This is a genomic window from Cupriavidus sp. OV096, from assembly GCF_900115455.1.
Taxonomy (GTDB): domain Bacteria; phylum Pseudomonadota; class Gammaproteobacteria; order Burkholderiales; family Burkholderiaceae; genus Cupriavidus.
Map to the genome: position 1 here is coordinate 162,214 of NZ_FOWM01000003.1, position 25,140 is coordinate 187,353.

Consider the following 25,140-nt stretch of genomic DNA (forward strand, 5'->3'; position numbering starts at 1 on the left):
CCCGGATTGTGATCAAGATCGACAAACACCTCCCCGCCCCGCACGGCATCGCGCCGGTGCTGGTGCGCCGCGCCCCGAAGCTCGTGCTGCCGTTCGGCGAGCGTAGCAAGAGCCGCCTGCGCGCCGTGCTCGACAACGGGGCGGAAGCAGCGCTGTTCCTGCCGCGCGGCACCGTGCTGCGCGGCGGCGACCTGCTGGTAGCCGAGGACGGTACTTTCGTCGAAGTGCAGGCGGCCCCCGAGTCCGTGCTGCAAGTGACGGCGGCCGACCCGCTGGCCCTGATGCGCGCCGCCTACCACCTGGGCAACCGCCACACCCCGGTGGAAGTCGGCCGCGATTACCTCCGCCTCGAATTCGATGCCGTGCTGGCCGACATGCTGGCCCGCCTCGGCGTGCAGGCCACCCGCGCCGAACTGCCCTTCGAACCCGAAGCCGGCGCCTACGGCGGCGGCCACAAACACGGCCACGACGCGACCTTCGCCGAAGACTACGCAGCGGCGCAGGCGGTGTTCCAGGATCACCATGGGCATTCGCACGGGCATGACCACGGCCACAGCCATGCCCACGGGCACGACCACAGTCACGACCATGGTCACGTCCATGACGAGCACTGCGGCCACAAGCACTGAATCGCGATGACGCAGGTTGAGGCGCCTTCCCTCTCCCCCGACCCCTCTCCCGCAAGCGGGAGAGGGGAGCAAGCCGTGGGTGGTCTCCCCTCTCCCTCAGGGAGAGGGGTTGGGGGAGAGGGCCGGCGCGCGCCGAAGCCAACGTTCGTCCGTGCGCTAAGAGCCGGCATGACCGAGGCAGAGCAACGACTGTGGTACCACCTCCGTGCCCACCGTTTCCTGGGCTTGAAGTTCAAACGCCAGGTGCCGCTTGGCCCGTACATCGTCGATTTCGTCTGCATGGAATACAAGCTCGTGCTCGAAGCCGACGGCGGCCAGCACGGAGGCCAATCGGATCGGAAGCGCGACGCGTGGTTTCGCCGCGAGGGCTATGTCGTCCTGCGGTATTGGAACAATGAGGTGCTTCAGCAGACTGAATCCGTGCTGGTGGCCATTCATCAGGCTTTGATCGCCCGCGGATTTGTAGACGCGCCCGCCCTCGCCCCCAACCCCTCTCCCGCAAGCGGGAGAGGGGAGCAGCCCCTCGGCACGGCAAATGCTGTGGGTTGTCTCCCCTCTCCCTCAGGGAGACGGGCCGGGGGAGAGGGCCGGCGCGTGCCGAAGTCCACTCCGCGCAAACCGCATCCGCACCCATGACCGCGCTCCCCCAATTGATTTCGCTGCTGCATCTGGCGTCGCCGGCGTTGCCGATTGGCGGTTTCAGCTATTCGCAGGGGCTTGAGGCGGCCATCGACTGCGGGCTGGTTAGCGATGCGGCCAGCGCCGAGCGGTGGATCCGGGACAACCTCACGCATGTGCAGGCGCACTGCGAGGCGCCGGTCTGGCTGCTGCTTCATCGTGCCTGGCAGGCGCACGACCTGGCTGCTGTACGGCGTTGGAACGACTGGTTTCACGCCACGCGCGAGACGGCGGAGCTTCGGCTTGAAACCGAGCAGATGGGCTGGTCGCTGTCGAAACTGATCGGCCAGATGGGGTGGGGCGAGGCCGCCATGGCATCGGACTTGTCCGAACTGGCGCCGATCTGCCTGCCCACCGCGTTCACGGCCGCCTGCGTGGCGCTTGGCGTGGATGCGCGCGACGGTCTCGCGGCCTATGCCTTCAACTGGGCCGAAAACCAGGTCGCCGCCGCGCTCAAGGCGGTGCCGCTCGGCCAGGTGGCCGGCCAGCACATCCTGCGCGGGCTGCACCCGGCCGTGCTGGCCGTGGTCGACGAAGCGGCGCAGCGCGCCGACGCCGATCCGCCCCGCCTGTCCACTTTTTCCCCGATGCTGGGCCTGCTCTCCGCACGCCACGAGACGCAGTACTCCCGGCTGTTCCGTTCCTGACCCAGCCACAAACATGACCCGAACCAAGAAAAATCCGCCCCTGCGCGTTGGCGTGGGCGGCCCCGTGGGCTCCGGCAAGACCACGCTGCTGGAAATGCTCTGCAAGGCCATGCGCGACCGCTACGACCTGGTCGCTATTACCAATGACATCTATACGAAGGAAGACCAGCGCCTGCTGACGATCTCCGGCGCGCTGCCGGCGGAGCGGATCATGGGGGTGGAGACGGGCGGCTGCCCGCACACGGCGATCCGCGAGGACGCCTCGATCAACCTCGAGGCCGTGGACCGTATGCTGGCGAAGTTTCCCGATGCCGACATCGTCTTCATCGAGTCTGGCGGCGACAACCTGGCCGCCACCTTCAGCCCGGAATTGTCCGACCTGACGATCTACGTGATCGACGTGGCCGGCGGGGAGAAAATCCCGCGCAAGGGCGGGCCGGGGATCACGAAGTCTGACCTGCTGGTGATCAACAAGACTGACCTCGCGCCGTACGTGGGGGCCTCACTCGAGATCATGGAAGCCGATGCCCGCAAGATGCGCGGGGAGCGGCCGTTCGTGATGGGGAGTGTCAAGGCCGGGCAGGGGCTCGATCAGATCATCGCCTTCATCGAACGCCAGGGCCTGCTGACGGTATAAGGCTCAGCGCGGCTGCTTGCGGGCCAGCGCGCGGGCCACGCCGGCCACCACGTCGCGCTCGAAATCGCTCAGTTCGGCCATGTAGCGCATCGTTGCCTGCACGGCCGGCGAGGTGTCGGCCTGATACGGCGAGCGCGGCGCCTCCACGGGCGCGGCGGCGGTTTCGTGGCGCGAGAAGTCCAACATCTCGGGCGGAGCCACGCCGAGTGTGTCAGCTAGAGTACATATGTTATAAAGAGCCACATTACGTGTGCCGCGTTCGATGCCGCTGAGGTACGATCTTGCCAGACCGCTTTCCAGCGACAGGGCTTCTTGTGACCAGCCGCGCTGCTTGCGCAACCAGGTCAGATGTCGCCCGAACAGCTTGAGAGGGTCGCCTGTCATATGCTGCTTTGTGGATTTTAAGTCGCTCAGAGCCTAAGGGTTTGACCCAAGCGTCACGACAACCTATAGTTCGTCGTTCTATCGGTACCAGATCCGCATCATAAGGGATGTGCCCAAAACGGGTACGGAGCGATGGTATTACCGGACGGCACCTAAGCCGTACCGAAACGGGGCAGTCGCGCAGTGAGGGGGGAGGTCGTCGGGCGGGAGATCCGCGCCGCATCGGGCCTGCCGCCATTGCGCATTCCGTGGGACCCCTGCGTCCCAGGCTCCGTTTTGGGGAATGCCATGCAGATTTTTTCGTTTTTCGACGCCGGGTTGTGCGGTGCAACGCCGCCCCTGCCGGACTCTCCGGACCTGAGCGTCGGTTTACAGTTATGTGTCATTCCGGCAACGGCCGGGCTCGGCCACGCCTGCCACCACGTGTTCCTGCGTGCCGGCGACGTGCAATCCGGCATTGTTTCCGCCCCGTCCGAATGGTGGGCCTGCCTGCGCGGCGGCCTGCGCGTGCTGTCCTCCGGGCAGGAACTGGCCGCGCTGGCCGGAGGCGATGTCTTCACGCCCCAGCCGGGGCAGCCGGTCATGCTCCAGGCCGTGCTGGACAGCGTGCTGGTGCGCACCGTGCCGCAGGCCGGCAGCCGGCCCGGCACGCCGAGTTTTGTCGTGATCGAGCCCGGCGAGCCCGACTGGGCCCAGCAGCTGCACGCGCATGACACGATGTGGGCCACCTGCTATCGCGGCACGTTGTGCCTGCAATGGCGCGCCACGCGCGGCACGGCCGGTGTGCGCACCGTCTACCTGCAGCCGGGCATGGCTTTCGCGCCGGACCGTCACGACGACTACTGCATCGACGCCATGGTGCCCGGCGCGGGTCTGCTGTGCTGCGCGCGCTCGCCAATCTTGGAAGCCGAACCCGTGGTCGCGCTGCCCCGGGCGGCCTGAAGGCTGACCGGGATGCAGGCGATCAGCGGCGCTGGTACTGCGTGGCGCCGAACAGGATCTCGCGCTCCGCGTCGGTCCGCATAGGCTTGCGCTCCTTGGCGAGCACTTCCACGCCGCGCTTCACGGCGGGGCGCTCGGCAATCTCGTTGAACCAGCGCTTCAGGTGCGGGTAGTCGTCCAGCTCCACGCCCTGGTTCTGCCAGCTGCGCAGCCACGGGAAGGTGGCGATGTCCGCCACGCTGTAGCTGTCGCCGGCCAGCCAGGCGTGCTGCGACAACTGCTTGTCGATCACGCCGTAGAGCCGCTTGGCCTCGTTGGTGTAGCGGTTCACCGCGTACTCGATCTTCTCCGGCGCGTAGATGCGGAAGTGATGCGCCTGGCCCAGCATCGGCCCCACGCCACCCATCTGGAACATCAGCCACTGCAGGGCCTCGTACTTGCCGCGCACGTCCTCCGGCAGGAACTTGCCGGTCTTGCCGGCCAGGTACAGCAGGATGGCGCCCGATTCGAATAGCGAGATGGGCTGGCCGTCCGGCCCGTCACTGTCGACGATGGCCGGGATCTTGTTGTTCGGGCTGATCTTGAGGAAGGCCTCGCCGAACTGGTCGCCGGCGCCGATGTTGATCGGATGAACCTTGTACTCGAGGCCGCATTCCTCGAGCATGATGTGGACCTTGTGACCGTTGGGCGTGGCCCAGGTGTAGACGTCGATCATGAGGGAGCGCTCTCCTGGCTGCTTCGGAAACTTTCGGAAAATTCCGATGGGGAAGGGGCCCGGCGACCAGCGTCGCCAGGGTCCGAGCGATTAGAGCACAGAAGAAATAAGCCTGCTGGCGGTGCGGTCATCGCGGCGGCTCCCATGAAAAAACGCGCGACCGACAGGCCGCGCGTTTCGGGGAATTACGACTACCAGCGAGGCTCAGGAGCCGCGCGTCACCGGCATCTGGATGCTGTCCGGGTTCAGGCTCATGTGCTTGGCCAGTTCCAGCTTGGCGATGGCGTTGCGGTGCACCTCGTCCGGACCATCGGCCAGGCGCAGCGTGCGCTGGTGCGCCCACCAGTTGGCCAGCGGGAAGTCGCCCGAGACACCCGCGGCGCCATGCACCTGGATCGCCCAGTCGATCACGCGCAGCGCCACATTCGGCGCCACCACCTTGATCATGGCGATCTCGGCCTTGGCTACCTTGTTGCCTACGGTATCCATCATGTAGGCGGCCTTCAGCGTCAGCAGGCGGGCCATCTCGATGTCGCAACGGGCTTCGGCGATGCGCTCCTGCGTCACACCCTGGCGGGCGATCTGCTTGCCGAAGGCCACGCGGTCCAGGCTGCGCTTGCACATCAGTTCCAGCGCGCGCTCGGCCACGCCGATGCTGCGCATGCAGTGGTGGATCCGGCCCGGGCCGAGGCGGCCCTGGGCGATCTCGAAGCCGCGCCCTTCACCCAGCAGGATGTTGGCGGCCGGCACGCGCACGTTCTTGAGTTCGATCTCCATATGGCCGTGCGGCGCATCGTCATAGCCGAACACGGGCAGGAAGCGCTTGATCGTGATGCCCGGGGTGTCCGCCGGCACGACGACCATCGACTGCTGCTCGTGGCGGCCGGCATCGGGATTGGTCTTGCCCATCACGATGTAGACCTTGCAGCGGGGGTCGCCGGCGCCCGACGACCACCACTTGGTGCCGTTGATCACGTAATGGTCGCCGTCGCGCTCGATGCGGCAGCTGATATTGGTGGCGTCCGAGGAGGCCACGTCCGGCTCCGTCATCAGGAAGGCCGAGCGGATCTCGCCGCGCAGCAGCGGTTCCAGCCACTGGTCCTTGAGTTCCTCGGTGGCGTAGCGCTCCAGCGTTTCCATGTTGCCGGTGTCCGGCGCAGCGCAGTTGAACACCTCGGGCGACCAGGGCGCGCGGCCCATGATCTCGCACATCGGTGCGTATTCGAGGTTCGACAGCCCCTCCGGCGCCCGCTTCGAGCGCGGCAGGAACAGGTTCCACAGCCCGGCTTCGCGTGCCAGCGGCTTCAGTTCCTCGACCACCTTGGTGGGAATCCAGGCGTTGCCGGCTTCGCGGTTGGCCTGGATCTCGGCGTAGAAGCGCTTTTCGTTCGGATAGATATGCTTGTCGAAAAAGGCCAGCAGCCGGGCCTGCATGTCCTTGACCTTGGGCGTGTACTCGAATTGCATGGGGTCTCCTCGCTACATTCGGGGGTGTGACGGCAGGCATCGCTTGGGAAGGATGCCGACTGGGGCCTACTCTAGCGGACTGCGCGTAATAAGAAAAATGAATTTTCTGGATTGGACAGTATCAATGTCCTGCATTTTCATGCCAGAATGCCTGCCATGCAGCTATCCCGGATCGACCTCAACCTCTTCGTGGTGTTCGATGCCATCTACAGCGAAGGCAGCATCACCGCAGCCGCGCGTCAGCTCAACCTGACGCAGCCCGCCGTCAGCCACGCGCTGGGGCGGCTTCGTACGCTGTTCGACGATCCGCTGTTCGAGCGGCGGGGGCAGGGCATGGCGCCCACGCCGCTGGCGCGCTCGCTGGCGGGCGAGGTGCGCGGCGCGCTGCAGTCGTTCGCGCGCACGCTGCAGGATACGCCGCACTTCGATCCCACCGCCACCACGCGCCGCTTCACTATCGGCATGCGTGATGCGCTGGAGTCCACGCTGCTGCCGCCGCTGATGGCGCGTGTGACGGCCATGGCACCGCACGTGGAGATCGCGGCGATCCGCTTCGACCGTCGCGAGATGGAGTCCGAACTGCTCGCCGGCACGCTCGATGCGGCCATCGACATCCTGCTGCCGGTGTCCCCGGCGATTCACCATGCCGCGTTCATGTCCGATCCGATGGTGGTGCTGGCGCGGCGCGACCATCCGCTGGTGAAGAAGGAGCTGACGCTGGAGCGCTATCTGGCGGCCGAACATGTGCACGTGTCGTCACGCCGGCGCGGGGCGGGCCTGGAGGACCAGGCGCTGCACCGAATGGGCCTGACCCGCCGCGTGCGGCTGCGCTGCCAGCACTATGCGGCGGCGTGCCGCGTGGTCAGTTGCACGGACCTGCTCGCCACCTTGCCGATGCGCTACGCCCGCATCGCCAACGAACCGTACGCCAACCGGCTGCTGGCGTTGCCGTTCAAGGTGCCGGCGCTCGAACTGCATCTTTATTGGCATGCCGGCGGCGAGAACGACGGCGCCAACCGCTGGCTGCGCGAGCAGCTGATGGCGGTGATGACGTCGCTCGGCAATGGCATGGGCGACGGTCCCCCCGCCGACGCGTAACGCGTAACGCGCATTTCCCCCGCGTGCCGCGCGCGCGGGTCACAACGTAAGCCATTGTTAGCAGGCTGGACGATGCGGGAGGCGCTCCCTAACATCGTCCCGTTCCACCTGCCACGGACGCCTCATGCCACGCATGACACCGCGCCGCCGCGCGCGCGTCCACACCCAGGCAGCCCCCTCCATCCACGACGACAGAGCCGCATTCCGATGCCAGGGAAACACTTGTCTAACGATTTCATGCCCTCCCGCGCGAACGCCTTCGCGCGACCGATCCCGATGACGATCCTGGCAGCCTGCGCTGCCTTCGCGCTCAGCGCCTGTGGCGGTGGCGGTGGCGGCGATAGCGCCCCCAGCGCGGGCACCAGCGCCGCCCCGGCAGCCGGCGCCGCCAATGCGAGCCAGGCGGCGTCCGGGCAGGCCCCCGCCAACGGCAGCCAGACGGCGACGCTCCCGGCCGGCGCCGACCGCGCCTGCTACACGGTGACCGGCAGCGCGCCGGCGCCGGTCACGAGCAGCGTGAGCCTGCTGCCGGCGCGCGGCACCGGCGTCTCGGGCTATCGCGTGCTGGACGACGCGCGCAGCGCCGGCCTCTGCTACGCCAACTATCGGCGCGAGCAGGTGGGCCTGCCGCCGCTGACCGCGCGCGACGCGCTCAATACCGTCGCCCAGAACCACACCGCCTACATGCTGGCCAACAACCTGCTCACGCACGACGAGCAGTCGGGCAAGTCCGGCTACACGGGCGCCGCGCCGAACGACCGCATCCAGGCCGCCTATCCGACCAATGCCACGGCCGAAGTCGTGGCGGCTGGCAACAAGTGGACCAGCGCGGCGGGCGCCAACCTGTCGATGGCGCCGAAGGACGCGCTCGTGGCGGACCTCGTCAACGCGCCGTTCCACCGCGCCGCGCTGCTGGGCAGCTACGGCTCGGCCGGCAGCGGGTTTGCGGAAAGCGTGGGCGCCGGCAGCAGCGGCGGCACCTCGGCCAGCTACTACCAGACCATCGACCTCGCCGATGCCAGCAAGGGCGGCGCGGATAACCAGGTGGTGGCGTACCCGTACAGCGGCCAGGCCGATGTGCCGGCGAGCTGGGTCAACAATGAGAGCCCCAACCCGGCGCCTTCGTACACGGGCCAGACCATGGGCTACCCGGTGACGGTGCAGGCCATCAACACGTCGCTGGTGTTCAATGCCGATACGTTCACCATCACCGACGCCGCCGGCACCAACGTGCCCTGCGAGAAGGTGGATGCGCGCACGTCGGGCATGTCGAGCTACGCGCGCGGGCTGGCCATCTGCACGCCGCGCGCGCCGCTGGCCGCCCACACGCGCTACAACGTCACCGTCGGCGGCACGCTGAACGGGCAGGGCGTGAACCTGAACTGGTCGTTCACCACGCTGTGATGGCGAACTGACACTATGTATACGGGGCGGCGCCCGCCGCCTCGTTCCCGTGCCTCCGCGCCGGTCATCCCCGATCGGCCAATCAGCCGTTTACAAGCGCATTACCGGTCATCTGCGTCTACAATCGCCTCAGCTTCCCCCCAGGAGAGATGGCATGGCTCGCGCAGTGACGAAGACACCGGCAGTTTCCCCGTCAACCCCCTCCTTGCTGTGGCGCGGCACGCTGGCCGTGGCGCTGGCCGCCGTGCTGGCTGGCTGCGGCACCACCGCCAAGGATGCGGGCACGCCATCGGCATCGGGCACGGCCACGGCCGCGCCGGCCCAGGCGCCGGCGGCTGCCATGCCGCCCGCGCCGGAGGTCTCGTCGGGCTACCGGCCCGACATGACCACCAGCTACGGGCAGAAGCACATGGCCGCCGCGGCCAATCCGCTGGCCACCGAGGCCGGGCGCGAGATCCTGCGCGCGGGCGGCTCGGCCATCGACGCCGCCGTCGCCATGCAGGCCGTGCTGACGCTGGTGGAGCCGCAGGCCACCGGCATCGGCGGTGGCGCCTTCATCATGTACTGGGACGGCAAACGCGTGCAGGCCTTCGATGGGCGCGAGACGGCCCCGGCCGGCGCCACCGAGAACCTGTTCATGCGCGCGGACGGCAAGCCGATGGAATTCTCCGAAGGCCAGATCGGCGGCCGCTCGGTGGGCGTGCCCGGCGTGCTGCGCGCGCTGGAGATGGCGCACCGCCAGCATGGCCGGCTACCCTGGGCGCGACTGTTCCAGCGCGCCATCACGCTGGCCGAGAACGGTTTCCCGATGTCCCAGCGGCTCTACACCCAGGTGGCGGCCGACAAGTTCATGATGGGCTCGTCGGAGATGGCCGGCTACTTCCTCGATACGCAGGGCAAGGCCAAGCCGGTCGGCACCCTCGTCAAGAATCCGCAACTGGCCAAGACGCTGCGCGAGATCGCCAAGGGCGGCCCGAACGTGTTCTATAACGGGCCGATTGCGCAGGACATCGCTGCCAAGGTCAACAGCCATGCCAATCCGGGCAGCCTGAGCACGGCCGACCTGAAGGGCTATCGCGCCAAGGAGCGCGTGCCGGTCTGCACGGACTACAAGCGCTGGAAGGTGTGCGGCATGCCGCCGCCGTCGTCGGGCGGCATCGCCATCGCCCAGATCCTGGGCACGCTGGAGGCCCTTGAGAAGCGCGACCCACGCTACGCGCTGGCCAGCCTGAAGCCGCAGCCGGTGAACACCCCGGCGCGTGTGGAAGCCGCGCCGCTGGCCGTGCACGCCATCTCCGAGGCCGACCGCCTGGCCTACGCCGACCGTGGCCTCTACGTGGCCGATGCCGACTTCGTGCCCGTGGATGTGGCCGCGATGGTCAGCCCGGCCTACCTGACCGAGCGCGCCGCGCTGATCGGCGACAAGAGCATGGGCCGCGCCCAGCCGGGCACGCCGCCGGGAGTGAAGGTGGCGTTCGCGCCGGATCGTTCGCCGCCGCGCATCTCCACGTCGCAGATCGTGGCCGTGGACAACCGGGGCGGGGCGTTGTCGATGACGACGACCATCGAGTCGTACTTCGGCTCGCACATCATGGTGCGCGGCTTCATGCTGAACAACGAGATGACCGATTTCTCGTTCACGCCGAGCGAGAACGGCAAGCCGGTGGCCAACCGCGTGCAGCCGGGCAAGCGCCCGCGCTCGTCGATGGCGCCGACGCTGGTGTTCGACCGCCAGAGCGGCAAGCTGGTGGCGGCGCTGGGCTCGCCGGGTGGCTCGCAGATCATCGAGTACGTGTCGAAGACGTTGGTCGGCCTGCTGGACTGGGACATGGACGTGCAGACCGCCGTGGGCATGGGCAACTTCGGCAGCCGCAATGGCCCGACCGAAGTGGAGAAGGGTCTGGTGACGCCGCAACTGGTGGAATCGCTGCGCGGCATGGGCCATCAGGTGGCCGAGATCGAGATGACGAGCGGCACGCAGGCCATCGTGCGCAAGACCCTGCCGAACGGCAAGCCGGGCTGGGCCGGCGGCGCGGACCCGCGCCGTGAAGGGGTGGCGCTGGGGGAGTGATTCAGCCGGATTGATGCTGCAGGAAAGACAAAAAGGGCGCGAAGATATCGCGCCCTTTTTGCTTGCCGCGTTGCAGCGGGGAATGCCGGTGGCGTCAGCCGTCCAGCTTCACGCCTGCGGCCTTCACCACCTGGGCCCAGCGCTTTTCCTCGGTCGAGAAGAACTTGCTGGTTTCCGGCGGCGTCATGGTCACCACTTCGGCGCCCTGGCCGGCCAGTTGCGCGCGGATTTCCGGGGTGCGGATGATGCGGATCAGCTCGCTCGAGAGGCGGGCCACGAGCGCATCCGGCATGCCGGACGGCGCCATCACGCCCTGCCACGTACCCGATTCGAAGTTCGCCACGCCTTGCTCGGCAATCGTCGGCACCTGTCCGACCAGCGCCATGCGCGTGCGCTTGGACACGGCCAGCAGCTTGAGCTTGCCGGCCTGCACCTGCGGATAGGTCGCCAGCATCCCGTTCATCAGCACCTGCGCGGTACCGCCCACGGTGTCGGCAATCGCCTGCGCGCCGCCCTTGTACGGCACGTACTGCCATGCCGCGCCGGTGGCCTGCTGCACCGCCACGCCCGCCAGATGCGGCGCGCTGCCGATGGCCGTCACGGCGAAGTTCAGCGTCTGCTTGTGCGACAGCGCCACCAGTTCCTTGAGGTTGTTGGCGGGCACCGACGGATGCACCACCAGCAGGTGGGGCGAGTAGGCCAGCATCGACACGCCCTTGAGATCTTTCTCAGGGCTGAAGCTCAGCTTGGTGTAGACGGACGGGCTGATGGCCAGCGCGCCCACATCGCACAGCAGCAGCGTGTGGTTGTCCGTGCCGGCCTGCGCCACCATGGCGGCGCCGATGTTGCCGTTGGCGCCCGGACGGTTGTCCACCACCACGGCCTGGCCCAGCGCTTCGCCGAGCGGCTTGCTGATCAGGCGGGCGATGATGTCCGACGAACCGCCGGCGGGGTAGGGCACCACCAGCCGGATCGGCTTGGTCGGCCACTTGTCGGCAGCCCAGGCCGACGCCGGGGCGAGGATGCCAGAGGTGCCGAAGGCGCCCAGTGCGGCCAGGCCCGATGCCTGGCCAAGGAATTGGCGGCGATTGCTCATGCTGTGTCTCCTAATGCTTATCTGCTTATCGTCTGTTGTCGTACAACATGGCAGCAGTGTAGACGCGATTTAGCCTTTGGTCATCAGGGTTATGGCTAGGGATAGTACTCAGTTGTCTGATGACATGCAGACAATTGCCCCCCCAGAAGGCACATCGCCCCGGCGGTGCGGGGCGATGTCGGGCAGGAAGATGCAGGATCAGGCGCCTGATTTCTGCGCGTAGGCCCAGCCCATTTCGGCCATCGGGCGGGCGCGCTTGCCGGCGTCGGTGGCCTGCGCCGACGACGCCGTGCCATCGACCACGCGCTTCATGATCCCCTGCAGGATGCCCGCGATGCGGAACATGCTGAAGGCGAGGTAGAAATTCCAGTCGCCCGTGATCTGGCGGCCGGTGCGCTGCTCGTACAGGCGACGATAGGCGGCTTCATCGGGAATGCCCAGCGCCTGATGGTCGAGCCCGGCGATGCCCCGGAACTGGCCCGGCTGGATATGCCAGCTCATGCAGTGATAGCCGAAGTCAGCCATCGGATGGCCCAGCGTGGACAGCTCCCAGTCGAGCACGGCCAGCACGCGCGGCTCGGTGGGGTGGAACATCAGGTTGTCGAGCCGGTAGTCGCCATGGACGATGGTGGTCAGTTCGTCGGCATCGGCCGGAATGTGATTCGGGAGCCATGCGATGAGCTGGTCCATCGCCGGGATCGATTCGGTCTCGGACAGCTTGTACTGCTTGCTCCAGCGCTCGATCTGGCGCTGGAAGTAGTTGCCCGGCTTGCCGTAGTCGGCCAGCCCGATCGCCTTGTAGTCCACCGAATGCAGCGCAGCGATGACGCGGTTCATCTCGTCGTAGATCGCGCCGCGCTGGGCCGGGGTCATGTCCGGCAGCGCCTGGTCCCACAGCACGCGGCCGCTGACGAACTCCATGATGTAGAACGCGCGGCCGATCACCGACTCGTCCTCGCAGAGCGCGAACATGCGGGCTACGGGCACGTCGGTCTGGGCGAGGGCGGCCATCACGCGGTATTCGCGCTCGATGGCATGCGCCGACGGCAGCAGCTTCGCCTTCGGCCCCGGCTTGGCGCGCATCACATAGGTCTGGCCGGGCGTGATCAGCTTGAACGTGGGGTTCGACTGGCCGCCCTTGAATTGCTCGATGGTCAGCGGGCCGGCAAAGCCCTCCACATGCTGGCGCATCCAGGTCTCGAGCGCGCCCACGTCGAAGCGCTGCTGGTCGGCCACGGGGCGGGTCCCTTCAAAATGCGAAACGTTGCTGCTCATGCTGTCTCCGGTCTGTCTTTTTTATGTGGCGATGGCGTCGGTGCTTCGGCGGGCGGTCTCTCGGCCCCTTCAGCGGTAGTTCGGCTTGCGCTTCTCCAGGAAGGCGCTGATGCCTTCGCCTGCGTCCGGGTGGTGCAGCGCGGTCACGAAGCTGTCGCGCTCGGCAGCCAGGTGCTCGGTCAGCGAGGCGCTGCCGGCGTGGTTGATCAGCGCCTTGATGCCCTGGATCGCGTTCGGCGATTCCTTGGCCAGGTTCTCGGCAAGGCGCAGTGCCTCGGTCACGGCCTGCCCCGGCGGCACCACGCGGTTCACGATGCCGAAATGCGCCAGCCGCGCCGGATCGACCGGCTTGCCATCCATCATCATTTCACTGGCGAGCTGGCGCGGCAGCATGCGGGCCAGTTCGTACGAGCCGCCGCCGTCCGGCGTCAGGCCCACCTTCACATAGGCCATGACGAACTTGGCGTCGCTGGCCGCCACCACGAAATCGCACGCCAGCACCAGCGAGAAGCCCGCGCCGGCGGCGGGGCCTTCCACGGCGGCGATGATCGGCTTGGGGAACGCGTGCAGCGTTTCGATCCAGTGATTGAGGATTTCGATGCTTTTCGCCTGCACCTCGGCCGGCTGGGAGCGGTTGCCGAGCAGCCGGTTCAGGTTGCCACCGGCGCAGAACACGCCGTCGGCGCCGGTCAGCACCACCGCGCGGATGGTGTTGTCGCGCGCCGCCACTTCCAGCGCTTCCTGGCTTGCCGCGTAGATGTCCGGATGCAGCGCGTTGCGCGCCTCGGGGTTCGAGATGGTCAGGACGAGCGTGGCGTCCACGCGTTGGGAAAGCAGCTGGGCGGTCATGGCGGCCTCTTGGTGGGCAATGCGGCAAGAAAAAAGGCGCCCCGTGTCTCGGCGGGGCGCCCGGGAGGATCAGGCTTCTTCGGTCAGCAGCGACAGGCCCAGGCTGGCCCGGCGCCACAGCCACGGGCTCGGGCGGTAGCGCATGTCGCCGGTCAGGCGGTCCAGGTTGTGCAGCACTTCCAGGATCTGCGCGGCGCCAATCGCATCGCCCAGGGCCAGCGGGCCCTTGGGGTAGCCCAGGCCGAGGTTCACGGCGAGGTCGATGTCGGTCGGCGTGGCGATCCGTTGCTGCGCGATGTCGCTGGCGATATTGACGATGCAGCCGATGATGCGCTGGGCGACGAAGCCGGCCGAGTCGCGGATCACGGTGACGGGCACGCCATCGCTGGCGAACAGGCCGTGCGCGGCGTCGCGGGCGGCGGCGCTGGTGGCCGGCGTGGTCATCAGCGTGCGGCGCTTGGTGGCTTCGAACGGCAGCAGGGTGTCGATGGCGACCACGCGGCTGGCATCGAGCCCTTCCTGCAGGGCGGTCGTGGTGGCGTCCAGGCCCAGCGGGGTGACCACGATCAGTGCGTCGGCGGACGGGGCGTTGCCGCCTTCCGGCGTCACGCCCAGCGCGGTCAGCAGCTTCACGGTCATGGCGTGGCCACGCTCATTGGCGCGGCTCACCCACACGCTGGCCGGGCGCGCATCGGGCACCGGCTTCGCGGCGGGCACCTGCTTCTGGCCGTCCGGGTAGGCGTAGAAGCCGGCGCCGGTCTTGCGGCCCAGCAGCCCGCCCACGTAGCGCAGCGCCGTGATCGGGGACGGGCGATAGCGCGCTTCCTGGTAGAACTGGTTGTAGATCGACTCCATCACCGGGTGCGACACGTCCAGCCCGGTCAGGTCCATCAGCTCGAACGGGCCCATGCGGAAACCGGCCTGCTCGCGCATGATGTTGTCGATATCGACGAACTCGGCCACGCCTTCCTGGGCGATCTTCAGCCCTTCGATGTTCATGCCACGGCCGGCGTGGTTGACGATGAATCCCGGCATGTCCTTGCAGCGCACCGGCGTGTGACCCATGCGGCGCGACAGCTCCATCAGCTGGTCACCGATGGCGGGGTTGCCCGACAGGCCGTCGATGACCTCGACCACCTTCATCAGCGGCACCGGGTTGAAGAAGTGGTAGCCCACCACGCGGCCCGGGTGCCTGGCGCCCACGGCGATGGCCGTGATCGACAGCGACGAGGTGTTCGACGCGATCACCGCGTCTTCCCGGACGATGGCTTCCAGCTTGGCGATCAGGTCGCGCTTGACCTCGAGCTTCTCCACGATGGCTTCCAGCACCATGTCGCAGCCGGCCAGGTCTTCCAGCGCGTTGCACGGCTTCACGCGGGCCAGCGCGGCCTCGCTGTCGGCGGCGCTGATCTTGCCCTTGTCGGCCAGCTTGGCGAACGTGTCCTGCAGGTACTGGCGCGCAGCGGCCACGGCTTGGGCGTTGACGTCGAACAGGTTGACCGTCAGGCCCGCCTGTGCGGCAATCTGGGCAATACCGCGGCCCATGGCGCCCGTGCCGACGATGCCGAGCGTTTGAATAGAGGGTTGGCTCATCGTTCGTCCAAAAAAGTTGTGGTTAAATTAGCACGATCGTACGATTTCTGCATCTTCCGCGACAGCGGGTAGGCTTACGTGGCGTGCGAAGATCGGCCAGGCGGGGGCGCCTCAAGCGTCCTCGGGTCTACATGGACGCGACCCGGACGATCCATTTCAATAACGGAGAGAGACGACATGCTGAAGCTCTGCGGCTTTGCCGCCAGCAATTACTACAACAAGGTCAAGCTGGCGCTGCTGGAAAAAAACCTGCCATTCGAGGAAGTGCTGGCCTGGATCGGCGAAACCGACCTCGCGGCGACGCCCCTCGGCAAGGTGCCCTACATCATCACCGATTCCGGGCCGCTGTGCGAATCGGAAACCATCGCGGAATACATCGAGGCGACTTATCTCCAGGCGCCGCTGCTGCCGCATGACGCCTACCAGGCGGGCAAGGTGCGCGAACTCGTCACCTTCATGGAGGTATATCTGGAGCTGACGGTGCGCGAGCTGTATCCGGAGGCGTTTTTCGGCGGCAAGGTCAGCGATAACCTCAAGGAGCGCCAGCGCCGCCTGCTGGACCGTTATATCCCCGGTTTCGCCAAGCTGGCGAAATTCTCGCCCTTCGTGGCTGGCGATACCTTCACGCTGGCCGACTGCGCCGCCATCTGCCACCTGCCGCTGGTGTCGTCCTGCACGAAAATCATCTACGGCGAAGATTTGCTGGCGGACCTGCCGGTCAAGGCCTACCTCAAGGCCATGTCCGAGCGGGCGAGCGTGCAGAAGGTCAACGCGGACCGCAAGGCCAATACCGAGCTGATGCTGAGCCGCAACCGGTAAATCGCCGCGATTCACCGGATAGGCTTTGATCAGCATTTTCTGGCGCCCCGCTTGCGGGGCGCTTTGCATTGGCAGGGCCGATGGGAAATGCGCGGCTCGGGGTTTTCCGAGCACTCACCATTTGGTGCAAATTAATCAGGATTCTTCTATATACGGCCGATTTTTTCGTCGGTTAGATGGCGGCTCATCTAACAACGAAGGGGCACGTATGGCGGGTCAAAAAGGCATCGTTCGCCGGGGCGATACGACGACACACGGCGGCAAGGTATTGGAGGGCGAGCCCACGTTCGTCTTCTACGGGGAACCGGCGGCCGGCGTCGGACACATGGTCTGGTGTCCGCAATGCAAGGGCACCTTCCCGATCATCGAGGGCGATCCCACCTTCCAGGCCATGGGCCGCGCCATGGCGCTCGACGGCATGCTGACCGCGTGCGGCGCCCGGCTGATTTCCTCGATAGGCGCCCAGGCGACGGTCCGGCACCCGGTGAGCGGAACCTCGGCCGACCCGGCGCCCGATGAAGAGGACCGCTACGACGACCGCTACATCCTGCGCGACAGCGTCACCGGCGAGCCGCTGCCCAACACGGAATACGCGGCGGTCCGGGCCGGCGCCGCGCCCGAATTCGGCACAACCGACGCACAAGGCCGCACCCATCTGCTGGCAGCCCAGCAACGGGCCGATAACGTGACGATCTACGTCGAGGGGTGAGCGATGACCGAAACGCTGACTTCCCCGACCACGGGCAAGACGCTGGTGCGCGCCGGTGTCCGGGCGACTACGTTGACAAGGTTTGATGAAGCGAAGCCGATTCCCGTGCAGCGGGAGTTTATTGAGGTGGTGGTGTTTGATTCGAGGTTGCTTAGCCGTGGCTCGCAGTGGGGGCACGCTGCCATCGAAATTGACGGCACCGTCTACAGCCGTGCCCCAATATTATTCTTCAAGGGCGGGTACAGAAAATATCTGATTGGTAACACGAGGCGATGGAGAACCAAGCCAGACGGCACAATCGGAAAGGGCGTATATCGCGATGCCGTCGGGCTGCTGATGTGGGTATCTCTACGAGAGAAGGCCCTCATTAGAGACGAACTGGAAAGACGTGTGGCGGTCAATGCGAAATACTCATTATTCGATAATTCATGCAGCTCCAACGTTGCCGATGTGCTTGAGTTGGCCGGCATCATGGCGCGCGATCCGCGAGCGTTTGGCGAGCTGACACCGGTCATGCCCGCTGAATTACTCGGCGTATTGAAGAAGTCGAATCGTCTCGTCGAGACGCGAAACTATAAAAAGGGGTGGGAAGGTGGCGCGTCGGCAAACTGGTAAAGCCCGTCACTGGTGCGCCGTGGGGCTTGCCTGCATTGTTGGCGGAATGCTCTATGGATACTGGGCGGGCTATCGCATCCCTCTTGGCACTCACGTTGCGACAATACCCATCGAGCTATACGGAGATGCCGCTGGGATGGTTGAGCCCGTTGAATCCGTCATAGGTAAGGTGCAGGCCGGTGAACGCTGCAGGTTTATTCAGGTGACCATTGCGGAGGAAATGATGTTCTCCTACCGGGTGAAGTGTGGGGATTTGGACGGATGGACTGACGCCGGTGGTGCATTTGCGCCGCGGCTAGATCCGTACGAACTGTTCTCACTGAAATAAAGGGGGGGGAAGGTGGCGCGTTGGCAAACTGGTAAGGCGTGGCCATGGTTCGTCGCAGCATTGTTCTGCATCGTCTTGGCTCTGGGATATTGCAGCGGCTACCAAGTACCGATCAGAACGCATGTGGCGACGAAACCCGTCCCCCTCTACGGGAATCCCGAAGGAATGGTGCCTCCAGTTGCCCCCTTGGTTGGGGAAGTCGCACCCGGTGCGCGATGCAGGTTTGTGCAAATCGGCGTTGCAGCGGAAATGATGTACACCTACCGCGTGATATGCGGGGAACTGGATGGTTGGACCGAGGAGGCGTTTGCATTCGAGCCGACTCTGAATTCCTATGAGCCAGTTCAACAGGAAGAATGGAGGGAAGGTGGCACGTCGGCAACTAACCCATGCAGCCCGGGAGCCGACCACGTTCCCGGGCTGCCGGAATCCCTCAAATCTTCGCCAACCGATCCAGCGCCAACTTCAGCGTCTCTTCCTTCTTCGCAAAGCAGAACCGCACCACGCCCGATTCGCGCGGTTGCGAATAGAACGCCGACACTGGAATCGCGGCCACGCCGATCTCGCGCGTCAGCCACATCGAGAAATCGGCTTCGCTCATATCGGAAATCGCCGAATAATCGACGCACTGGAAGTACGTCCCGTCCGAAGGCAACAGCTTGAAGCGCGTCGAGGCCAGCCCGGTGCGGAAGTAGTCGCGCTTGGCCTGGTAGAAGCCGGCGAGGTCCAGGTAGGGCGCCGGGTCGGCCATGTAGTCGGCCAGCCCGAACTGCACCGGCGTGTTCACCGTGAACACGTTGAACTGGTGGACCTTGCGGAATTCGTTCGACAGCGCAGCCGGCGCGGCCACGTAGCCGATCTTCCAGCCCGTGACGTGATAGGTCTTGCCGAAGCTCGACACCACGAAGCTGCGCCGCGCCAGCTCCGGATGGCGCGAGACCGACTCGTGCCGCTGGCCGTCGTAGACCATGTGCTCGTACACCTCGTCCGAGAGCAGCAGGATGTCCGTGCCGGCTAGCAGATCGGCCAGTTTCTGCATGTCATCGGCACGCCAGATGGTCCCCGTGGGGTTGTGCGGCGTGTTGATGAGGATCATCCGCGTCTTGGGGGTGATGGCGGCGGCGAGCTTGTCGAACGGGATGCGGAACGCCGGCGCTTCAAGCGTGACGGGCACTGCGACGCCGCCGGCCATTTCGATGGCGGGCAGGTAGCTGTCGTAGCAGGGCTCGAGCACGATCACTTCATCGCCCGGATGCACTGCGCACAGGATCGCCGTCAGGAGGCCCTGCGTGGCGCCGGCCGTGATCGTAATTTCCGTATTCCAGTCGTACGTGTGGTCGTACAGCGTGGCGATCTTGCCGGCGATGGCCTGGCGCAGCGCGGGCACGCCGGCCATCGGCGGGTACTGGTTGTGGCCGGTGCGCATGGCGTGGGCCACGGCATCGACGATGCGCGCGTCGCAGTCGAAATCCGGGAAACCCTGGCCGAGATTGACGGCGTTCTTCTCGGCGGCCAGCGCCGACATCACGGTGAAGATGGTCGTGCCGACCTTGGGCAGGCGCGACAGCGGCGGGGTCAGGGGTGCGAGCGAGGATTCTGCGGACATGGCGCGGGAAGGAGGCAGGTTAGGGCGGCGGGTTCAGGACAAGCGGGTCATTTTAGCGGGGATCGGCGCCGGCAGTGGATGCCTCGGTCGCGGCGGCCAGCCAGGCGGCGAAAGCCGGCGGCGGCAGGATCTCCACGCCGCTCATGCGGCGCAGGCGGCTCCTGAGCTTCAGCACGGCCTTGTCCTTGGAGACCAGCAGCGCGGCGCGCGAGAAATGCGCCAGTTCGATGAACTTCTGGTCGTCGGTGTCGCGGCACTTGGGCAGCCGCACGGCGTCGAAGTCGGTCTGGTCCGGGGCGGGTTCGAGCGTGGCGAGCCGGTCCACCTGGGCCAGCGCGGCATCGATATCGACCGAAAACCGCGCGAATTGCGGGTAGGCCAGTACCCGGCGCAGCTCCTCCCGGCAGTCGGCGCGGATCACCGGGGCGATGGTTCCGGCGTCAAGCGCGGCGCGGATCGGCGCCACGTGGGGGTCCTGGAATACGAGCAAATCGACCCAGATATTGGAGTCGAGGACCACGCGGGGCGGCGGGGCGGCAAAAGCGACGCAAGGGGCGCCGGCGGTGGTGTCTGTGGGCATTCGCTACAATCTGGTCTTTGTTCCTGCCCGCGATTTTGCCATGCTCATCGTTCTGTCTCCTGCCAAGTCGTTGGATTACGAGACGCCCCCGCGCATCAAGACCCACACGATGCCGCGTTTTATCGACCGTTCCACCACGCTGATCGAGCGCCTGCGCCGGCTGGCGCCGCAGGACGTAGCCGCGCTGATGGACATCTCCGACAAGCTCGCCGTGCTCAACGTCACCCGCTTTGCGGACTGGAGCCCCGAGTTCACGGCGGCCAACAGCAAGCAGGCGGTGCTGGCCTTCAATGGCGATGTTTACGATGGGCTGGACGCGAAATCGCTGTCCACCGATGACCTCGGGTTCGCCCAGAAGCACATTCGCATCTTGTCCGGCCTGTATGGCGTGCTGCGCCCGATGGATTGGATGCAGCCGTACCGGCTGGAAATGGGCACGCGCCTGGACAACGTGGCCGGCAAGGACCTCTATGCGTTCTGGGGCGACGACGTCACGACCCTCCTGAACAAGGACATGGCCGACCTCAAGCACGAGGGCGCGGCCACGCTCGTGAACCTCGCCTCCGAGGAATATTTCAAGGTTGTGCGACCCAAGGTGCTTGCCGCGCGCGTGATCACGCCAGTGTTCGAGGACTGGAAGGGCGGGCGCTACAAGATCATCTCGTTCCACGCCAAGCGCGCCCGGGGCACGATGGCGCGCTATGCGGTGACGCACCGCGTGACCGAGGCCAGCAAGCTCAAGCGGTTTGCCGAAGACGGCTACGCCTACGACAAGGCCGCGTCGGACGACACCCGCTGGGTGTTCCGCCGCCGCCTGGAAGACTGATAAAAGACTGATCGCTGACTGGAGAACCCGATTCCCATGACCTCAGCCCTGCATATCTCCACGCTGTTCGATTCCGGCGCGATCGAAGTCGAGGCGCTGGACCGTGCCGACGATATCCGCCTGCGCATTCGCGCCGACTCCCACGCCGATTTCCGCCAGTGGTTCCATTTCCGGCTGCAAGGGGCGGCGGGGCAGGCGTGCCGGCTCCAATTCGTGAACGCCGGCGAGTGCACCTATCCCGATGGCTGGCGCGACTACCGCGCGGTGGCGTCCTACGACCGCGCGCACTGGTTCCGCGTGCCCACGCGCTATGAGGGCGGCACGCTGACCGTCGAATTCACGCCCGAGCACGACAGCGTGTGGTTGGCCTATTTCGAGCCGTATCCCGAGGAGCGCCACCTGTCGCTGCTGGCCTCGTGCCAGCGCTCGCCGCTGGCGCGGCTGTCGCATCTGGGCAGTACCGTCGATGGCCGCGACCTGACCTGCGTGACCGTGGGCCAGCCGGGGCCAGGCAAGAAGACAGTGTGGATGATCGCCCGCCAGCATCCGGGCGAGAGCATGGCCGAATGGTTCTGCGAAGGCGTGCTGCAGCGGCTGACCGGCACCGGCATGTGGGCCGGCGACCCGGTGGCCCGCAAGCTGCTGGACCGGGCGGTGTTCCACATCGTGCCGAACATGAATCCGGACGGTTCTGCGCGCGGCAACCTGCGTACCAATGCCGCGGGCGCGAACCTGAACCGTGAGTGGATGCAGCCGAGCCTGGAAACCAGCCCCGAGGTATGGCACGTGCGCCGCGCCATCGAGGCCACGGGCGTGGACCTGTTTTTCGACATCCACGGCGACGAAGGGCTGCCCTATAACTTCGTGGCCGGGAGCGAGATGCTGCCGGGCTTCACCGATGCGCAGCGCGAGCAGCAGACGCGCTTTATCGACGCCTTCAAGCGCGCCACGCCGGACTTCCAGGACGTGCACGGCTACGCGGCCAGCAAGTACAACGCGGACGCCCTGAAGCTGGCGTCGAAATACATCGGCCACACCTTCGGGTGCCTGGCGCTGACGCTGGAAATGCCGTTCAAGGACAACGCCGACCTGCCCGATCCCGCGGTGGGATGGAATGGTGCGAAAAGCGGCCTGCTGGGCACGGCGATGCTCCAGGCGGTGCTGGAGTATCTGGAATAAGGCTCAAGGTGTTCCTCCCCTCCCCGCAAGCGGGCGAGGGGAGAACCTCCAGCGCTTACTGCTTCTTCTTCGTCTTGGTTGACGTCTTCGTCGTCGATTTTGTCGACTTCGACGACGATGTCGACGCCTTGGCGCTGCTCTTGCCCTTCTTCTTCGACGTCGTCGTCGGCGTGGCCACGGCCGGCGCGGCGGCTGGCTCGGCGATGACGTCGCCGTTGCTGTCGAGCAGTTCGTAGGCCAGCATCATCCCCTCGTCATACCCACAACGCACCCGCACGGGTTGCCATTGCGCCTCGCCGACACGCTTGTGGGCCGAGGCCGCGAACGTCACCACCGAATTCACCGGCACAGCCTGCTTGCCCTGCGAGAACCGGCCGCTCCACGGCTCCACCGTGGCCTGCCCATTGCTCAGCGCGCCGGTGGGAATCTTGAGCGCGTCGTAGGTGGCCGAGCGCGGCACCACCCAGCTGGCATGCGCGGCGCAATCGGCCACGCTGGCCGTCGCGTTCTCGGTCTTCATCAGCTGTTCGCGCATCCGGGTCCGATACTCGGCCAGGCTCACGCGGCCCTTGTCGGGCAACGTCACGGTCTTGATCGGTGGGTTGGTATTGACGACTGGCGGGGGCTTGACAGTCGGTGTGGCAGAAGCGGGAGCGGTAGCGGCGGGCGTGGTGCCCGGGGCGGCGGCGGTGTCGGTGGCCTCATCGCCCGGTGCGGTGGCGCACCCGGCGAGGGCCAGCGCGCCTGCCACTGCGGCGGTCAGCATGCACAGCCGGCCACCAAACAGTTCGGAAATTCGTCGGATCACGGGATCGTCTTTGCTTGTTCAGCAAGGAGGGTTGGCGAAGGATTGCCATGATAGAGGAAAGCCCCGCGCCAAAGTTCCGAAATGTTGTTACGTTCCGTTCGAATTGCGCGTAACGGCAGCGCAACCGCCGTGATCACGCTGCGTTCATGCGGGATCGGCGTCGTTCCAATATCAGAAAAGGCGCACGCGGCGCAAGTCAGGCGAACCCCGATGCAGTGCACGCGATGGAATGATCCCCGCCCGCGAGCGCGGGCGGGAACGGTCAGGGATGACCTTGGGGAAGACCTCAGGCGGTGCGCGTGAAGCGCAGCAGGTCGTCCATCAGCGCGTTGAGGTCGCGCTTGAGCTTGTCGAAGCCGGCGTTGGGCGCGAGGCCGACTTCATCCATGTACAGCTTGCGATTGATCTCAAGCTGCAGGCTGTTGCGGTTGGCCTGGGGCTGGCCCAGCACCCGCACGATCTCCACGCCCTTGTAGGGGTGGTTGCGCCAGACGTCGTAGCCCATCTCCTTGAGCACGCCTTCCACACGGTCGGTGAAACGCGTGTCGCAGGTGGTGCCGTCACGGTCGCCCACCACGAAATCCGGGTGTTGCAGGCCGGGGTGCTCGGTCGCGTACTGGGCGGCCTCGCTCGGCATGGAATGGCAGTTGATGTGCCAGACCTTGCCGTGGCGCGCCACGCCTTCGTCCGCCAGCCGTTGCAACTGGGCGTAGTAGGGCACGTAGTAGCGGTCGATGCGGGACTGGAGTTCGGCCACGCCGAGCTTGCGGTCGTAGATCGGCTCGCCGGTGTCCAGCACGCGCCAGACCAGGCCCTTGCCGAGGCGGGTCTTGGAAGTTTCCTGCTTGGCGCCGGGCCACGGCGCGTCCAGCAGGACTTCGTCGATCTCCCCCAGGCCGCGGTTGGCGTCGAGGTAGCTGCGCGGGAAGCCGGCGCAGAGCAGCGGGATGCCGCGCCCGGGGGCGTCGGCATAGAGCGCATCCACGAAGGTGTCTTCCGCCTGCCGCAGCAGCGGCAGGGGCAGGTTGCCGGCGTAGCGGAAGTCCGCCGGATACGTGGTGCAGCTGTGCGGGGAATCGAGAAAGAGCGGGCTGCTCTCGCCTTCCGGCATGTGCAGGAAGTACGGGCTTTCCGCGGTCTTTCGGTCTGCTTCAGTCATGCTGTGCCTGGGTTTGTTCCGTGGATTAGTCCAGGGAGATCTTGGCGGCGGCTGCCACGCGCTTGTTCTTGGCCACTTCGGTGGAAATCTGCTTGGCGAACTGCGCCGGGGTGTCGCCCACCGGGGTGGCGCCGAGCTTTTCCAGCTTGGCCTTCACTTCCGGCATCGCCAGCACCTTCACGGCGGCGGCGTTCAGCTTGGCCTGGATGTCGGCGGGCAGCTTGGCCGGGGCGATCAGGCCGAACCATGCCGAGTCGTTCACTTCGCCCAGACCCAGTTCGGCGAAGGTCGGCACGTTCGGCAGGGCAGCCACGCGCTTCGGCGCGGCTACGGCCAGCGCGCGGAGCTTGCCGCCTTCGATGAACGGCAGCGAGGAGGGCAGGTTGTCGAACAGCACCTGGACCTGGCCGGCCAGCGCGTCGTTCAGCGCCGGGCCCACGCCCTTGTACGGCACGTGCAGCAGTTCGGTGTGGCTGCTCATCTTGAACAGTTCGCCCATCATGTGCGAGACGCTGCCGTTGCCGGCCGAGCCATAGGCCATCTTGTTCGGCTCGGCCTTGGCCAGCGCGATGAACGACTTCATGTCGGTGGCCTTCACACCCGGGTGGATGCTCATCACGTTCGGCACCGAAGCCAGGTTCGTGATGGGGGTGAAGTCCTTGGTGGCGTCGTATTGCAGGCGCGGGTACACGGCCGGGTTGATGCCGTGGGTCGAGGCGGTGGCGATGCCGAGCGTGTAGCCGTCCGGCGCGGCCTTGGCGAGGTAGCCCGTGCCGATGCTGCCGCCGGCGCCGCCGCGGTTATCCACGACTACGGCCTGGCCCAGTTGCTGGCCCAGCTTGTCGGCCACGATGCGGGCCACGATGTCCGTGGTGCCACCGGCCGGGAACGGCACGACCAGCGTGATCGGCTTGGTCGGATACGTGCCCTGGGCAAAGGCGGGCAGGGTCAGGCCAGCGGCCGCGAAGGCAGTGGCGGCGGCGATGGCTTGGAGCAGGGGACGGCGTTGCATCAGGTCGATTCCGA

At 66.3% G+C, this 25,140-nt stretch carries 25 protein-coding genes and 1 pseudogene; 13 read left to right on the forward strand and 13 right to left on the reverse strand.

The genetic code is table 11. The features are described from left to right. The first annotated feature begins 8 nt into the window (after positions 1–8). From ureE to ureG, 4 genes are all read left to right on the forward strand, one after another. A complete protein-coding gene (gene ureE, locus BM115_RS08035) occupies positions 9–629 on the forward strand; it encodes an urease accessory protein UreE (protein ID WP_092292451.1) in 621 nt (206 codons plus the stop codon). Positions 630–704: 75 nt separating this feature from the next. Continuing rightward, positions 705–1,265: an endonuclease domain-containing protein gene (locus tag BM115_RS08040; RefSeq protein WP_255370740.1), complete on the forward strand. Its 561-nt coding sequence runs from the start codon at positions 705–707 to the stop codon at positions 1,263–1,265. Next, entirely contained in the window at positions 1,262–1,954 is a 693-nt protein-coding gene (locus tag BM115_RS08045) for an urease accessory protein UreF (RefSeq protein WP_092292455.1), read from the forward strand. Before BM115_RS08040 ends, BM115_RS08045 begins: the two co-directional genes overlap by 4 nt. Before the next feature lie 13 nt (positions 1,955–1,967). Next, positions 1,968–2,591, forward strand: coding sequence for an urease accessory protein UreG (gene ureG / locus BM115_RS08050; RefSeq protein ID WP_092292457.1), 624 nt, complete (start codon positions 1,968–1,970; stop codon positions 2,589–2,591). Between the two features lie 3 nt (positions 2,592–2,594). On the opposite strand, the gene BM115_RS27585 is transcribed toward ureG, so the two are convergent. Then, positions 2,595–2,777, reverse strand: coding sequence for a hypothetical protein (locus BM115_RS27585; RefSeq protein ID WP_369823399.1), 183 nt, complete (start codon positions 2,775–2,777; stop codon positions 2,595–2,597). A 57-nt stretch (positions 2,778–2,834) separates the two neighbouring features. Next, a pseudogene (locus tag BM115_RS27590) lies at positions 2,835–2,975 on the reverse strand (helix-turn-helix domain-containing protein); the annotation flags it as partial. Between the two features lie 288 nt (positions 2,976–3,263). Between BM115_RS27590 and BM115_RS08060 the strand changes: the two are divergent. Further along, positions 3,264–3,917 carry a hypothetical protein gene (locus BM115_RS08060; protein WP_092292461.1) on the forward strand — a complete coding sequence of 218 codons (654 nt, stop codon included), beginning with the start codon at positions 3,264–3,266 and terminating at the stop codon, positions 3,915–3,917. Between the two features lie 22 nt (positions 3,918–3,939). On the opposite strand, the gene BM115_RS08065 is transcribed toward BM115_RS08060, so the two are convergent. Both BM115_RS08065 and BM115_RS08070 read right to left on the reverse strand, forming a co-directional pair. Continuing rightward, positions 3,940–4,632: a glutathione binding-like protein gene (locus tag BM115_RS08065; protein ID WP_092292463.1), complete on the reverse strand. Its 693-nt coding sequence runs from the start codon at positions 4,630–4,632 to the stop codon at positions 3,940–3,942. 204 nt (positions 4,633–4,836) lie between these two features. Next, positions 4,837–6,099, reverse strand: a complete 1,263-nt coding sequence (locus BM115_RS08070; protein ID WP_092292465.1) for an acyl-CoA dehydrogenase family protein — start codon at positions 6,097–6,099, stop codon at positions 4,837–4,839. A gap of 156 nt (positions 6,100–6,255) precedes the next feature. On the opposite strand from BM115_RS08070, the gene BM115_RS08075 reads away from it, so the two are divergent. The 3 genes from BM115_RS08075 (at position 6,256) to ggt (ending at position 10,672) form a co-directional block, all read left to right on the forward strand. Beyond that, a complete protein-coding gene (locus BM115_RS08075) occupies positions 6,256–7,197 on the forward strand; it encodes a LysR family transcriptional regulator (RefSeq protein WP_092292467.1) in 942 nt (313 codons plus the stop codon). 237 nt (positions 7,198–7,434) lie between these two features. Beyond that, positions 7,435–8,601 carry a CAP domain-containing protein gene (locus BM115_RS08080; protein ID WP_092292469.1) on the forward strand — a complete coding sequence of 389 codons (1,167 nt, stop codon included), beginning with the start codon at positions 7,435–7,437 and terminating at the stop codon, positions 8,599–8,601. 154 nt (positions 8,602–8,755) lie between these two features. Then, entirely contained in the window at positions 8,756–10,672 is a 1,917-nt protein-coding gene (gene ggt / locus BM115_RS08085) for a gamma-glutamyltransferase (RefSeq protein ID WP_092292471.1), read from the forward strand. Positions 10,673–10,766: 94 nt separating this feature from the next. Here ggt and BM115_RS08090 read toward each other — a convergent pair whose 3' ends face one another. From BM115_RS08090 to BM115_RS08105, 4 genes are all read right to left on the reverse strand, one after another. Beyond that, on the reverse strand, positions 10,767–11,768 hold the full coding sequence (locus BM115_RS08090; RefSeq protein WP_092292473.1) for a Bug family tripartite tricarboxylate transporter substrate binding protein: 1,002 nt from the start codon (positions 11,766–11,768) through the stop codon (positions 10,767–10,769). Positions 11,769–11,966: 198 nt separating this feature from the next. Further along, positions 11,967–13,043 carry a phosphotransferase gene (locus BM115_RS08095; RefSeq protein WP_092292475.1) on the reverse strand — a complete coding sequence of 359 codons (1,077 nt, stop codon included), beginning with the start codon at positions 13,041–13,043 and terminating at the stop codon, positions 11,967–11,969. A gap of 69 nt (positions 13,044–13,112) precedes the next feature. Continuing rightward, positions 13,113–13,892, reverse strand: a complete 780-nt coding sequence (locus BM115_RS08100) for an oxepin-CoA hydrolase, alternative type (protein WP_092292477.1) — start codon at positions 13,890–13,892, stop codon at positions 13,113–13,115. A 69-nt stretch (positions 13,893–13,961) separates the two neighbouring features. After that, positions 13,962–15,485, reverse strand: coding sequence for a 3-hydroxyacyl-CoA dehydrogenase (locus BM115_RS08105; RefSeq protein WP_092292479.1), 1,524 nt, complete (start codon positions 15,483–15,485; stop codon positions 13,962–13,964). A 177-nt stretch (positions 15,486–15,662) separates the two neighbouring features. On the opposite strand from BM115_RS08105, the gene BM115_RS08110 reads away from it, so the two are divergent. The 3 genes from BM115_RS08110 (at position 15,663) to BM115_RS08120 (ending at position 17,628) form a co-directional block, all read left to right on the forward strand. Continuing rightward, entirely contained in the window at positions 15,663–16,304 is a 642-nt protein-coding gene (locus BM115_RS08110) for a glutathione S-transferase (RefSeq protein WP_092292481.1), read from the forward strand. A gap of 208 nt (positions 16,305–16,512) precedes the next feature. Then, positions 16,513–17,013, forward strand: a complete 501-nt coding sequence (locus tag BM115_RS08115) for a PAAR domain-containing protein (RefSeq protein ID WP_092292483.1) — start codon at positions 16,513–16,515, stop codon at positions 17,011–17,013. 3 nt (positions 17,014–17,016) lie between these two features. Further along, a complete protein-coding gene (locus tag BM115_RS08120; RefSeq protein ID WP_092292485.1) occupies positions 17,017–17,628 on the forward strand; it encodes a hypothetical protein in 612 nt (203 codons plus the stop codon). A gap of 761 nt (positions 17,629–18,389) precedes the next feature. On the opposite strand, the gene BM115_RS08130 is transcribed toward BM115_RS08120, so the two are convergent. Further along, positions 18,390–19,562: a pyridoxal phosphate-dependent aminotransferase gene (locus BM115_RS08130; protein ID WP_092292489.1), complete on the reverse strand. Its 1,173-nt coding sequence runs from the start codon at positions 19,560–19,562 to the stop codon at positions 18,390–18,392. A gap of 52 nt (positions 19,563–19,614) precedes the next feature. Next, the gene (locus BM115_RS08135) at positions 19,615–20,142 is read right to left on the reverse strand and encodes a putative toxin-antitoxin system toxin component, PIN family (protein WP_092292491.1); all 528 of its coding nucleotides are present in this window, start codon (positions 20,140–20,142) and stop codon (positions 19,615–19,617) included. A 40-nt stretch (positions 20,143–20,182) separates the two neighbouring features. On the opposite strand from BM115_RS08135, the gene yaaA reads away from it, so the two are divergent. Both yaaA and BM115_RS08145 read left to right on the forward strand, forming a co-directional pair. Continuing rightward, positions 20,183–20,968 carry a peroxide stress protein YaaA gene (yaaA, locus tag BM115_RS08140; protein WP_092292493.1) on the forward strand — a complete coding sequence of 262 codons (786 nt, stop codon included), beginning with the start codon at positions 20,183–20,185 and terminating at the stop codon, positions 20,966–20,968. 36 nt (positions 20,969–21,004) lie between these two features. After that, a complete protein-coding gene (locus tag BM115_RS08145; RefSeq protein WP_092292495.1) occupies positions 21,005–22,147 on the forward strand; it encodes a M14 family metallopeptidase in 1,143 nt (380 codons plus the stop codon). 55 nt (positions 22,148–22,202) lie between these two features. Here the strand turns inward: BM115_RS08145 and BM115_RS08150 are convergent, their stop codons facing one another. From BM115_RS08150 to BM115_RS08160, 3 genes are all read right to left on the reverse strand, one after another. Next, positions 22,203–22,955 carry a BspC domain-containing protein gene (locus BM115_RS08150; protein ID WP_369823390.1) on the reverse strand — a complete coding sequence of 251 codons (753 nt, stop codon included), beginning with the start codon at positions 22,953–22,955 and terminating at the stop codon, positions 22,203–22,205. A gap of 286 nt (positions 22,956–23,241) precedes the next feature. After that, on the reverse strand, positions 23,242–24,114 hold the full coding sequence (locus BM115_RS08155; RefSeq protein ID WP_092292499.1) for an N-formylglutamate amidohydrolase: 873 nt from the start codon (positions 24,112–24,114) through the stop codon (positions 23,242–23,244). 25 nt (positions 24,115–24,139) lie between these two features. Next, positions 24,140–25,126, reverse strand: a complete 987-nt coding sequence (locus tag BM115_RS08160; protein WP_092292501.1) for a Bug family tripartite tricarboxylate transporter substrate binding protein — start codon at positions 25,124–25,126, stop codon at positions 24,140–24,142. Positions 25,127–25,140: the final 14 nt, after the last annotated feature.